Source organism: Herbiconiux sp. (assembly GCF_023264895.1).
In the GTDB taxonomy this organism is placed as follows: domain Bacteria; phylum Actinomycetota; class Actinomycetes; order Actinomycetales; family Microbacteriaceae; genus Herbiconiux.
Map to the genome: position 1 here is coordinate 19,024 of NZ_JAHFUY010000050.1, position 11,386 is coordinate 30,409.

Sequence of the window (11,386 nt, forward strand, 5' to 3'; positions counted from 1 at the left end):
TGTCGGGCGTCAGGCGGCGGGTGCCGACGCCTGGGCTGCAGCCGCGGCGACCGCGAGCGTGTCTCCGGGCTCGCGGCCCAGGAGGTGCCCGAGGTCGGGGCCGGGGGTGTCGAGGAACCCATGGCGGACGCTTGTGTGGATCGACATCAGCATCGCCGGCTGGAAGGGCTTCAACCCGGCCCGATCGAGCTCCTGGCGGCGGCGGTCGAGGGTCACGTCGACGAGAGGCACTCCCAGGCGTTCTGCGACCTCGGCGGCGGTCACCGGAGTGCCGACGAGGTCGTAGATCCGCCCCTCGTGCCGGTGAGGGGCCTCGGCGACGACGGCCGCGGCCTCCGCGAGGTCCTCTCGGCGCACGGCGGCGAGCGCGCCGTCACCGAAGGCGGAGGTCAGCCGATTCCCCGACCAGCCGAGGAGCGAGCCGAACAGGTCGGCGTAGAGGCCGTTCCGCAGGATCGTCCAGCTCAGGGTGCTCTGCTCCAGCCGACGTTCCGTCCACCGGTGCGCCAGGGCGAAGCCGAGGTGATCTCCGGCGGAGGTGAGGCTCGTGTAGACGACATGCCCGACCCCGTCACGCTCCGCCGCCGTGATCGCCGCGTCGTGGCGCGCGATGACGACGTCATCCTCGGCCTCCCCGGCGGAGACCAGGACGAGTGTGTCGACACCGCTCAGGGAGATGCTCCGCGGCTCGTCGAAGTCGATCACACGGAGGCTCCCGCGAGCGGCGCGACTGCTGCCCGCGGCGACGACGTCGCGGTGCGAGAGGGCGGAGAGGATCGCGCGGCCGAGCTTGCCCGATGCGCCGGTGACGAGGATCAACAGATCGCCTTTCGTGGTTCTGTGCGGTAACTAGGCTGATTCTGTTCCGGCCCCGTGGATCCTCACAAGAAGGCACTCTCATGTCACTGACGCACACCGAAGTAACCGCAGAGCTCGAGCCGTGCGGCAAGCGCGAGCACCCGGACTGCGGCATCCGCGACGTGCTCGACCGGGTGGGCGACACGTGGTCGGTGCTCGTCGTCGTCGAGCTGTCCTCCGGAGCGCGGCGGTTCGGGGAGCTGCAGCGCGCGATCGACGGGATCTCGCAGCGCATGCTGACCCTCACGCTCCGGCGGCTCGAGCGCGACGGTCTCGTCGAGCGGACCGTCTCTCCGACCATCCCGCCGCAGGTGACCTACGCGCTCACCGATTCCGGGATCAGCCTCACGCATCTGATCCGCGCGCTCGCAGATTGGTCCATCGAGCAGCGCCCCGCGATCGCCGATGCTCGTCGGAGCTACGACGACGCGCACCCAGGCCACTCCATCCGCTGATCCGGAGGGCCCTACCGGCGGCCGAAGGTGACGGGTTCGCCCCGCCAGCCGGTCGTGCGGAGGAACCCCTCCCACGTGAGCGACGAGGGATCGACGGCGCGGCTCCACGCCAGGTCGCGATCCTCCCGGAAGTACCGGAGATCTACCGCGTACCGGGCCATACCGAGGATCTCCTCGACCTCCAGCGGGTTCTCCCCCAGGGAGGGGACGTGATCCAGGAGGCCCTCGCGCGTCGTGGCGTCGCCGTACTCGGCCGGGAGCCCGGTGACGCGGGAGAACGTCTCGACCATCTCGGCCGGGGAGATGACGTCGCCGACGATCGGCAGAGACGCGCCACGATGGGCATCCGGATGGGAGAACACCTCGAGGACGGCGGGGCCGGTGGCGGTGAGCGGATCCACGAACGGGGCCCGGACGTCCTCGGGGAGGTAGAAGGGCAGGAGCAGCCTCCGCCCGTCGATTCGGAGGGCGTAGTACTCCAGCGCGTTGGTGTAGAAGAACGAGAGCATGACGAAGGTGTGCTCGATCGGGAGACCCCGGATGTGGTCGGCGACCCGTGCCTTGTCGGTGAAGTGCGGAGCGTACCGGGCGCCGGCGGACCGCTCGTCGACGTTCTCGAGCGTGCTGAGCACGACGTGGTCCACCCCTGCCTCGACCGCGGCATCGGCCAGCTGGCAGCCGAGGGAGAACTCCTCCGTGGAGGGCGGAGCGATGGGCGGGGTCATCAGGAAGGCTCCCTGGGCTGATCCGAACGCCTCCACGAGCCGGCGCTGGTGGCCCGGCGCCAGTGGAACCTCAGCGATCTCCGCCCCCATCCTCGCAAGGCTCCGAGCCTGCGCGGAGTCGGCGGCCCGGGTCAGGGCGCGCACCCGGAACCGGCCGCTCTCGAGCAGCGACGTCGTGACGCTCCTGCCCTGCTTGCTGGTGGCGCCGGCGACGACGATCAATTTCGCGCTCGGAGGCCCGGCAGCACGCTCCGCTCGACGCGGTCGAGGCCCTGAAAGCGCTCGCGAACCCGGCCCGGCTGCAGATCATGGAGTGGCTGCGGGATCCGCACACCGAGTTCGCGGAGTGGGAACCCATCGCGGATCGTGACGAGGTCGGCGTGTGCGTCAGCCACCTGCAGGCCAAGTCGGGCCTCGCGCAGTCGACGGTCTCCTCGTACATGACGACCCTCGAGCGCGCGGGCCTCGTGCGGTCGACGCGGATCGGCAAGTGGATCCACTACCGCCGGAACGAGGACGCGATGTCGCGGCTGGCGGGGATGCTCCACACTCCCGCCTGAGACAGCGGCACGGCACGGAAAAGCCCCCTCAACGCCTTGCATTGCAAGGGTTCAGGGGGCTTTCTGTGGCGGTACCGGTGGGATTTGAACCCACGGTGGAGTCTCCCCCACACAACTTTTCGAGAGTTGCACCTTCGGCCGCTCGGACACGGTACCGAGGAAGAGTGTACGCGAGGCGCGCGCGTGTCGCCAATCGAGGGCCTGACGTGCCATTCTGAAGCGATCGGAGGGCCGGAGGGGGTCGACGTGGTGGCGGACGATCGCAGGCGGCACTGGGAGAGCACGACCTCCGTTCCGCTCGTGACGCTCTCGCTCGTGTTCATCGCCGCGTACTCGGTGCGGGTGATCTCCGTCGACCTGCCCCGTGGCGCCGAGGTCACGCTCAATGTCGTGATCGCCGCGATCTGGGCGGTGTTCGCCGCCGACTACCTCGTGCGCCTCGCCCTCGCCGCCGACAAGGGGCAGTACTTCCGCACGACCCTGCTCGACCTGCTCTCGGTGCTCGTGCCGGTGTTCCGGCCGTTCCTGCTGCTCAGCCGACTCAAGGACATCCCGTACTTCCGCCGGCACAGCGGATCGTCGGTGCGCCTCCGACTCGTCATCCACGCCGCCCTCTTCGTGGTGCTCTTCGTCTACTCCATCTCGCTCTCGGTGCTGGCCGCCGAGCGGGGCGCCCCCGGTGCGAACATCGAGAACTTCGGCGACGCGATCTGGTGGGCGTGCGTGACGATCGCCACCGTCGGCTACGGCGACGTCTACCCCGTGACGGGGCTCGGCCGGGTGCTCGCGGTCATCCTGATGTTCGGCGGCATCGCGATCGTGGGCGTCGCCACCGCCACGATCGTCTCGTACCTGAACGAGCGGATCGGGCGCCAGCGCCGCGGGGAATGAGCCACCGGCTTCACAACGACTCGCGGGCGGATGTTCGCTTCCCGTTCAGATTCGCGTGCTTGAGTCGTTTTCACAGCACCACGGACGGGTCGCAACCCCTGAGGCCCGCACCTCACCCGAATGGAACTCCTGTGAGTATCAGAACGGCCGAGTACCCGAGGCCGAACCACTTCCTCCTCCACCTCAGCGACACCCACCTGCTCGCCGGAGGCGGCAAGCTCTACGGCGTCGTGAACAGCGAGGAGCTGCTCCGCTCCCTCTTCGACGAGGTCGAGGCATCCGGAGGCCGCCCCGAGGCCATCGTGTTCACCGGCGACCTGGCCGACAAAGGCGAAGCGGATGCCTACGAGCGGCTCCGCGCGATCGTCGAGCCGGCCGCCGCGCGGCTCGGCGCCCAGGTGATCTGGGTGATGGGCAACCACGACGACCGCGCCTCGTTCCGCCAGGGCCTTCTCGGCGAGGTGCCGACCGACCGCAGCGTCGACCGCGTCTACGACGTGAACGGGCTCCGCGTCATCACCCTCGACTCGACCGTGCCCGGCCACCACCACGGCGAGATCTCGAGCGACCAGCTCGACTGGCTCGCCGAGGAGCTCGCCTCCCCCGCGCCCCACGGCACCATCCTCGCCCTCCACCACCCGCCCGTGCCGAGCGTGCTCGATCTCGCCGTGGCCGTGGAGCTCCGCGACCAGCGCGGCCTCGCCGAGGTGCTCGAGGGCTCCGACGTGCGCTCCATCATCGCCGGCCACCTGCACTACTCGACCACCGCGACCTTCGCCGGCATCCCCGTCTCCGTCGCATCCGCCACCTGCTACACGCAGGACCTCAACGTCGAGGTGGGCGGCACCAAGGGCCGTGCGGGCGCGCAGGCGTTCAACCTCGTGCACGTCTACGAGCACACCGTGCTGCACTCCGTGGTGCCGCTCGGCAGCCACCCGGCCCTCGACCACATCTCGGCCGAGGAGACCCGCCGGCGGCTCGAGGCCAAGGGCGTCGTCATCGCGGATCCGGTGAGCCCGCAGGTCTCGCCCGAGCCGCCGCTGACACTCGCGATGCCGCTGCCGCTCTCGCTCGCCGCGACCGCCACGGCGGCGGCGATGGCCGCTACGCCGGAGTCGGCGCCTGAACCTGAGCTGGTTCCGACGGACGCGTGACGGGAGCCTCGCTCGAGGGCACCTCCCACGGCGCCGGGAACGGGAAGTAGCGCTCGAGGAACGAGATGACCGCGGTCGTGCGCTCCTCGACACCGATCTCGGGCTTGGAGCCGTCGTTGAGGCAGAACATGTCCATCGACCGCTTCTTCAGCAGCGAGTCCATCTCCTTCAGCGCCGACCGCAGCGTGGTCTCGACGTACTTGACCTTCGCCTCCGTCTGCACGACAGCTCGCCCCGTCATGAGCGCGTAGTAGTGGTAGAACGAGTTGGTCACCGAGATGTCGGTGGCCGAACGGAACGGGCTCGCCGCCGTGCGCGCGAACTCGGCCTCGAACTCGTTCTCCATCTCGAAGAGCACGCTCTTGCGGAGCGGCGCCGCGCAGTGCTCGAGGTGGCGGGTGGTGACCCGGCCGAAGCGGTTCTGCAGGAGCTCCCGGTTGACGCGCGCCGCGTTCTCGAAGCCGCTGCGGTGCAGCGCGTTCTGGCCGAGGCCGATGCGGGTGTCGGCCTCGACGAACTTCGTGATGCCACCGGGTGAGAAGAAGAGATCGGGCGTGACCGGGCGACCGAAGAACATGTCGTCGTTGGAGTAGAGGAAGTGCTCCGCGATGTCCGGGATGCGGTGCAGCTGCGCCTCGACGGCGTGCGAGTTGTGCGTGGGCAGGTCCGACAGGTTCCTGAAGAACTGCTCGCTCGGCATGATCGTGACCCGGGGGTCGTCGGCGAGCCACGCGGGCTTGGGCGAATCCGTCGCGATGAAGATGCGGCGCACCCAGGGGGCGAACATGTAGACGCTTCGCAGGGCGTACTTGAGCTCGTCGATCTGGCGGTAGCGGGCCTCGGAGTCGTCGCCCTCGCCCACCACATAGGCCGCCATGCGCTTCGCCCTGGCGCGCTGGAACTCGATCGCGGTGCCGTCGACCCAGGAGAAGACCATGTCGATCTCGAACGGCACGTCGCTCGCGAGCGCGCTGAACATGCCCTCGATCGTCGCCCAGGTGCGGCCGTAGAGGTCGACCGTGGTCTCGACGAGCTCGTGCGCGGGGATCGTGCGCCTCGTCAGCGAGTTCTCGACCGGCGCCTCGATGACGTCTCCGTCGCGCTGCCAGAACTCCACCTGCACCGCAGATTCGGCCCCGTAGCGGAGGCGGCCGATGGGCTCGATGCGCGGGCGGTAGAGGCGCACGACGCGCGCTTTCGGGTCGCGCGCGAGCTTGCCGTCGGCCACGAGCACGGCGGGCGACCTCGGCGCCTTCGCGTAGAAGGGCTCTCCGGCCATGGCCTCGATGAGCGCCTTCCTGGCGCGCTTGCGGTGCTTCCAGTCGACCGCGAGCACGGGCCGCTCGTCGTTGCCGCGCACGAGGAGGAACGGCACGCCGGCCCCCTCGAGGGCGTCGGCGATGAAGAAGAGGTCTTCGATCATCGACTCCCGCGGGGTCGAGTGCCCGTTCAGCAGGGTGAGCTGCCCCTTGCGGAGGACGATGTCGTCCCGGTCGAGCGAGATGGGGTGCGTGGTCGCAGCCCGGAGCACGGATTCGAGATGCGGAGTCGCAGACACGCCATCGATCACAGTCGCCTCCTCAGGTCGGAATCCAGGTTTCGTCGGGTCTCCTGTCATTGGTGCCAGACCCTTTATTCTACGCCTCCGCGCGGGCTTCGAGATCACCGGAACGGCGGGCATCCTGCGTGTTAGCCTTGCCTAAGTAGGGCGGGTGGACATGTGCTCGCCCTCCGACCGAAAGGTTCATTTCGCGATGAGCTACATCCGCTCCACCGCCTTCGAGGAGACCGGCTACGTCGTCCTCGACCGTCACGACCAGGCCGCAGACCCGAAGGAGTGGCTCGACCTGGAGTACGTCGACTGGAAGTCCTCGGGGCAGACCCGCTTCGCTCCGCTCGCGAGCGCGTTCGGCGAGATGGAGTGCGACGGATTCTGGAACCATTCACCGGCCCGCACCGACAAGGACGGCGTGTGGGTGCCGGCCAACGTGGAGAAGGCCCCCGTGCTGAAGGCGCGCGCGGAGGAGCCGGGGGCGAACATCGGCCGCTGCCGCGTGATCGAGCTGCAGCCCAATGACTACGCCAACGCGCTCTACAACCTGCACCAGGACGACAACAACCGCCTGAATCCGGATGGCACGGGCTGGATCGTGCGCGGCTTCTTCAACCTCTCGGACGACCCGGACTCCTACCTCATCCTCCGCGAGGACCGCTTCGACCCCGAGACCGAGGTGCGCATCCCCCTGCCCGCGGGCGCCCAGGTGATCGTCGACACGCAGCGCTTCTGGCACGCGGTCTGGCAGAAGGGCCCCGAGCCCCGCTACTGCCTCATCACCTCGTGGGAGTCGGGCTCCGAGCTCGACGCCTACATCGAGCGCCACCACGGCGACCCGCACGCACCGAGCGCGCCGCTCGACCCCGCGTTCGTCGAGAGCGCCCAGGCCGACGTCCGCCGGAGGCTCGCCGAGCGCGCCGCCACCATCTCGGCCCGGAGCCGCCAGGACGCCGTGAGCGAGTCGGACGACAGCGACGACTGACCCGTTCTTCGAGGGGCGCGCGCCCGGTGTCGGTGGGCGCGTCTAGGGTGTGGGCATGGCCACGAGATCCACCACCGCGTACCGCTGCACCGAGTGCGGCTGGCAGACCGCGAAGTGGGTGGGGCGCTGCGGCGAGTGCCAGTCCTGGGGCACCGTGGTGTCGGCCGCAGAGAACGAGGGGATCGCGCGCGCCGTGCGGGCCACGGTGCTCGACGCGGCCCGGATCGCCCGGCCCATCACCGAGATCAGCTCCGACGTGGCGGCGCACTGGGCCACGGGCATCGGCGAGTTCGACCGCGTGCTCGGCGGCGGCCTCGTTCCCGGTGCGGCCATCCTGCTTTCGGGCGAGCCGGGCGTGGGCAAGTCGACGCTGCTGCTCGAGGTGGCGGCGAAGGCGGCCGAGGAGCACCTGCGTGTGCTCTACGTCTCGGCCGAGGAGTCGGTGTCGCAGGTGAAGCTCCGGGCCGAGCGCACGCACTCGCTCTCGCCCACCCTCATGCTCGCGGCCGAGACCGATCTCGCCACGATCCTCGGCCAGATCGACGCCGTCGAGCCGCACCTGCTCATCGTCGACTCGGTGCAGACGGTCTCGTCGTCGTCGCTCGAGAGCGCCGCGGGCAGCCCCACCCAGGTGCGGGAGGTCGCGTCGGCGCTCATCCGGGTGGCCAAGGACCGCTCGCTTCCCGTGCTGCTCGTGGGTCACGTCACGAAAGACGGCTCCATCGCGGGCCCGCGCGTGCTCGAGCACCTCGTCGACGTGGTGTGCCAGTTCGAGGGCGACCGCCAGACCGCGCTGCGGTTCGTGCGGGCGCTGAAGAACCGGTTCGGGCCGACCGACGAGGTGGGCTGCTTCGAGATGACGTCGGACGGCATCAGCGAGGTGCCCGACCCGAGCGGGCTGTTCCTCTCCCGGGGGTCGGATGCGGTGTCGGGCACGTGCGTGACCGTGGCGCTCGAGGGCCGGCGCGCGCTGCCCGTCGAGGTGCAGGCGCTCGTCGTGTCGACTCCCTCCCCCAACCCGCGCCGGGTCACGAACGGCGTCGACTCCTCGCGGGTGGCCATGATCCTCGCGGTGCTCGAGCGGCGGGCGCGGATCCCGCTCAGCGACAAGGACGTGTACGTGTCGACGGTGGGCGGCGTGAAGCTCACCGAGCCGGGCGCCGACCTCGCGATCGCGCTCGCGCTCGCCTCGGCGTCGAACGACAAGCCGCTCGCCCACGACCTCGCGGCTTTCGGCGAGATCAGTCTCGCCGGCGAGGTGCGGCCGGTGTCGTCGAGCCGCATCCGCGCGGCCGAGGCGCGGCGGCTCGGCTTCACCACGATCATCGACGACGAGGCGGGCCAGCTCGTCCGCGCGCTGGGGCGCGCGTTCCGCTAGGGGCGAAGGGCGCGTTGGGGCGCGCGTTCCGGTAGGGCGGCAGGCGCTGGAGCGCCTTTCCGCGAGAGGCGGGGCGCGCTGGGGCGCCCTTCCGCAAGAGGCGGCGGGGCCGGGCCGCTTGGCCATCGCACCGGATGCCGGCGGACTTCGCCAATCCTGACGGTGACCGAGGCGCAGAGAGGCGTGCTCGCGGGGAGACGTGGCGAAGTCCGCGCCGCACGGCGGGGACGGGCCGGTCAGACGTGGGGGACGAAGGCCTGCCAGGCGAGGCGGCGGGAGCCCCGGGGGTCGGCCTCGACGCGGTCGACGGGCGCGATGATGAGGGTGAGGCGCTCGGTCTCGTCGTAGGGCGGCCAGGCGGCGGCGTCGACGCGGCCGTCGCGGGCGAAGGCGAGCCAGTGGGCCCGCATCCGCCTGGCGGCGCCCTTGAAGGCGCGACGCCCGCCGAGGATCGTCATGAGGCGGCCGAAGGTGCCGTCGAGGCGGTCGAAGATCGCGAACAGGTCGAGCCCGTGGGTGGCGTCGAAGCCCGCGAGGCGCACCAGCCGCGGCGCGATGTCGAAGCGGTAGAAGTGCACGGGCGCGAACCGCGAGTGCCGCTCGGCGACCTTCACCGTGGGGTACCAGAACGCGTAGTCGCCGCCGAAGTCGGCAGCGGGCCGCTGGGCGGGGAGCCCCGGGTACTCGGCCTTGATGGCCTTCCGCGACTTCTTCTTCGTGCGCGCGAAGATGGCCCGGATGCGCTTGGGCGTGGTGGCCAGGATGTCGAGTCTCCCGGTGAACAGCGAGCCCTCGCGGTCGTTCGTGCCGATGATGAGCGGCACCCGCGCGGCCCGGCCCTCCTTGAACGCGTCGAGGGGGCGCTCCGGGAGCACGTCACCGTCGATGACCGGGGACAGCACGATCGTGCCGGGATGAGCATCCGGGGTCGCAAGGGTGAGCGTGACCGCCGCATCGACGAGCTCACCCGCCGAGGCGTCGACGAGGAGACGGCCGGCGGAGTCGTCCGAGGTCGACTCGACGCCGTCGGTGTCGATCGACTCCATCAGCAGCTCGGCGAACTCCTCGGCCCAGACCGCCGTCATCTCGGGCAGGTAGATGGCGTTCGCCGGCGAGCTCTGGGCGATGGCGCGGGCGAACAGGCCGTGCGCGCTCGGGGTCGCCATGAGCGTCGTGACGGCGTTGCCCCCTGCCGATTCGCCGAACAGCGTCACGTTGCCGGGATCCCCGCCGAACGCGGCGATGTTGTCGCGCACCCACTCGAGCGCGGCCACCTGGTCGCGGAGGCCCAGGTTCGACTCGATCGGGCGCTCCGGCGTGGAGTAGCGCGTGAGGTCGAGGTAGCCGAGGGCGCCGAGTCGGTAGTTGAAGCTCACGAACACCACGCCGCCCTCGCGCACGAGCGCCTCGCCGTTCCGTGGATGCTCCGCGGAGGATCCGACGCTGTAGGCGCCGCCGTGGATGAAGACCATGACCGGGAGCCTCTCCCCCGGCGCGTCGGCCCGCAGCACGTTGACGGTGAGGCAGTCCTCGGACATCGGGGTGGAGCGCGAGGTGCCGATGAAGTTGCCGTTCCGGGACTGCATGGCGACCGGCCCGAACGTCGTCGCCTCGCGGACCCCGGGCCAGGCCTGCACCGACGCCGGTGCCCGGAACCGCAGCGAGCCCACCGGGGGTGCCGCGAACGGGATCCCGCGCCACCAGCGGAAGCCGCGCCGGGCCGCCCCGCGGATGACGCCGCCGGTCACCCGCACCTCGAGTCCGTCGCCGCTCACGCTGGGCATCGTAGCCCGGCCGGCTGAACGGCCGGAGCCGGGGCCGGAGTCGGAGCCGGAGCGGAGCGCGCGGGACGACCGGCTACTGCAGGATGAACTGCTTCGAGTCGGGTGCCGTGATGCCGGCCACCTGCACGTTGAGGTGGTACGACGCCCCGGCAGCGGGCACCTGCGGTCGGTCGGTGGCCGCGCACGTCTCGGGGGAGGAGCGCGTGCGGTCCCAGCCGAAGGGCGTGGAGGAGACCACGACGCCCGGCTCGAGCAGCGCCGGGGTGTCGCTCGGGTCGGTCTGGCAGTCGACCGAGACCCAATAGGTCTCGTCGCCGCTCGTGATCGTGTAGAGCTGCTGCGACGTGCCCGCGTTGATGGTGCACGCCTCGGCGCCGGTGTTCTGAATGGTGAACGACAGCTGCGGATTCGCCCCGGCCGGGTAGGTGTCGGCGTCGGTCACGGCGGCGAGCGCGATGTTGCCGGCGGCGCAGGCCGGCACGGCACCGCTCGCGTCGGCGGGGGCGTCGACGGCGCCTGGCGCTCCGCCCTCGGTCGTGGCCGCGGCCCCGGAGCCGTCGGTTCCCGTGGCGGCCCCGGCATCCGGTGCCGTGGTGGCGGGGGCACTCGTGGAAGCGGCGGGCAGGCCGCCCTCGGCCTCGGCACCGGCTCCCGGCCGCACGACGATCAGCACGACGATGGCCACGAGGGCGGCCAGCACCGCGAGCACGAGGGCGCGCCTTCGCCAGTAGACCTTCTTCGCGTGCGGGCCCACCGGATGCCTCAGAGTCGACATGAACACAGGGTAACCAGCCCGGGCGCGTCTACCCCGCCGCACCGCCGTGAGTCGCGAGGCCGAACGCCTCGAGTTCGGCGTCGTCGAGCATCCGGGAGCGGATCAGGAAGCGCTTGCCCTCGGGGGCCTCGATCGAGAAGCCGCTGCCCCGGCCGTCGACGAGGTCGATCGTGAGGTGCGTGTACTTCCAGTACTCGAACTGCGAGCGCGACATGTAGACGTCGACGGGGTAGATCCCCTCGACCTGCAGCGTGCCGATCCGGATGTCG

12 protein-coding genes and 1 tRNA gene are annotated in these 11,386 nt (G+C 70.7%); 6 read left to right on the plus strand and 7 right to left on the minus strand.

All coding sequences use genetic code 11. The features are described from left to right. Positions 1-9: 9 nt before the first annotated feature. Positions 10-819 carry an NAD(P)H-binding protein gene (locus tag Q0D57_RS10770; protein ID WP_291043036.1) on the minus strand — a complete coding sequence of 270 codons (810 nt, stop codon included), beginning with the start codon at positions 817-819 and terminating at the stop codon, positions 10-12. Between the two features lie 80 nt (positions 820-899). Between Q0D57_RS10770 and Q0D57_RS10775 the strand changes: the two genes are divergently transcribed. Continuing rightward, on the plus strand, positions 900-1,313 hold the full coding sequence (locus tag Q0D57_RS10775) for a helix-turn-helix domain-containing protein (RefSeq protein WP_291043038.1): 414 nt from the start codon (positions 900-902) through the stop codon (positions 1,311-1,313). Positions 1,314-1,324: 11 nt separating this feature from the next. Here the strand turns inward: Q0D57_RS10775 and Q0D57_RS10780 are convergent, their stop codons facing one another. Then, entirely contained in the window at positions 1,325-2,260 is a 936-nt protein-coding gene (locus Q0D57_RS10780) for an NmrA/HSCARG family protein (RefSeq protein ID WP_291043040.1), read from the minus strand. Between the two features lie 86 nt (positions 2,261-2,346). Between Q0D57_RS10780 and Q0D57_RS10785 the strand changes: the two genes are divergently transcribed. Continuing rightward, complete coding sequence (locus Q0D57_RS10785) at positions 2,347-2,598, plus strand: helix-turn-helix domain-containing protein (protein WP_366518603.1); 252 nt, start codon at positions 2,347-2,349, stop codon at positions 2,596-2,598. Positions 2,599-2,664: 66 nt separating this feature from the next. Here Q0D57_RS10785 and Q0D57_RS10790 read toward each other — a convergent pair. Continuing rightward, positions 2,665-2,754: transfer RNA gene (locus tag Q0D57_RS10790), tRNA-Ser, on the minus strand. Positions 2,755-2,844: 90 nt separating this feature from the next. Here Q0D57_RS10790 and Q0D57_RS10795 point away from each other — a divergent pair. Then, positions 2,845-3,489: a potassium channel family protein gene (locus Q0D57_RS10795; protein ID WP_291043042.1), complete on the plus strand. Its 645-nt coding sequence runs from the start codon at positions 2,845-2,847 to the stop codon at positions 3,487-3,489. Positions 3,490-3,620: 131 nt separating this feature from the next. Then, a complete protein-coding gene (locus Q0D57_RS10800; protein ID WP_291043044.1) occupies positions 3,621-4,643 on the plus strand; it encodes a phosphodiesterase in 1,023 nt (340 codons plus the stop codon). Here the strand turns inward: Q0D57_RS10800 and Q0D57_RS10805 are convergent. Further along, the gene (locus Q0D57_RS10805) at positions 4,594-6,174 is read right to left on the minus strand and encodes a stealth conserved region 3 domain-containing protein (protein WP_291043065.1); all 1,581 of its coding nucleotides are present in this window, start codon (positions 6,172-6,174) and stop codon (positions 4,594-4,596) included. The two genes, Q0D57_RS10800 and Q0D57_RS10805, sit on opposite strands and share 50 nt — an antisense overlap. 223 nt (positions 6,175-6,397) lie before the next feature. Between Q0D57_RS10805 and Q0D57_RS10810 the strand changes: the two genes are divergently transcribed. Beyond that, positions 6,398-7,180, plus strand: coding sequence for a hypothetical protein (locus tag Q0D57_RS10810; protein ID WP_291043047.1), 783 nt, complete (start codon positions 6,398-6,400; stop codon positions 7,178-7,180). A 55-nt stretch (positions 7,181-7,235) separates the two neighbouring features. Beyond that, entirely contained in the window at positions 7,236-8,558 is a 1,323-nt protein-coding gene (gene radA / locus Q0D57_RS10815) for a DNA repair protein RadA (RefSeq protein ID WP_291043050.1), read from the plus strand. Positions 8,559-8,794: 236 nt separating this feature from the next. Here the strand turns inward: radA and Q0D57_RS10820 are convergent, their stop codons facing one another. From Q0D57_RS10820 to Q0D57_RS10830, 3 genes are all read right to left on the minus strand, one after another. Further along, a complete protein-coding gene (locus Q0D57_RS10820; protein ID WP_291043053.1) occupies positions 8,795-10,333 on the minus strand; it encodes a carboxylesterase/lipase family protein in 1,539 nt (512 codons plus the stop codon). A gap of 82 nt (positions 10,334-10,415) precedes the next feature. Next, complete coding sequence (locus Q0D57_RS10825; protein WP_291043056.1) at positions 10,416-11,117, minus strand: hypothetical protein; 702 nt, start codon at positions 11,115-11,117, stop codon at positions 10,416-10,418. 28 nt (positions 11,118-11,145) lie between these two features. Beyond that, positions 11,146-11,386, minus strand: a 241-nt coding sequence (locus Q0D57_RS10830) for a DUF779 domain-containing protein (protein WP_291043059.1), incomplete at its 5' end; no start/stop codon positions are given.

Bases quoted from the DNA above. Each gene is read 5' to 3' on its own strand.
- Q0D57_RS10810 (WP_291043047.1), top strand. From the start codon at position 6,398: ATGAGCTACATCCGCTCCACCGCCTTCGAGGAGACCGGCTACGTCGTC.
- Q0D57_RS10825 (WP_291043056.1), bottom strand. From the start codon at position 11,117: ATGTCGACTCTGAGGCATCCGGTGGGCCCGCACGCGAAGAAGGTCTAC.
- radA (WP_291043050.1), top strand. From the start codon at position 7,236: ATGGCCACGAGATCCACCACCGCGTACCGCTGCACCGAGTGCGGCTGG.
- Q0D57_RS10785 (WP_366518603.1), top strand. From the start codon at position 2,347: ATGGAGTGGCTGCGGGATCCGCACACCGAGTTCGCGGAGTGGGAACCC.
- Q0D57_RS10775 (WP_291043038.1), top strand. From the start codon at position 900: ATGTCACTGACGCACACCGAAGTAACCGCAGAGCTCGAGCCGTGCGGC.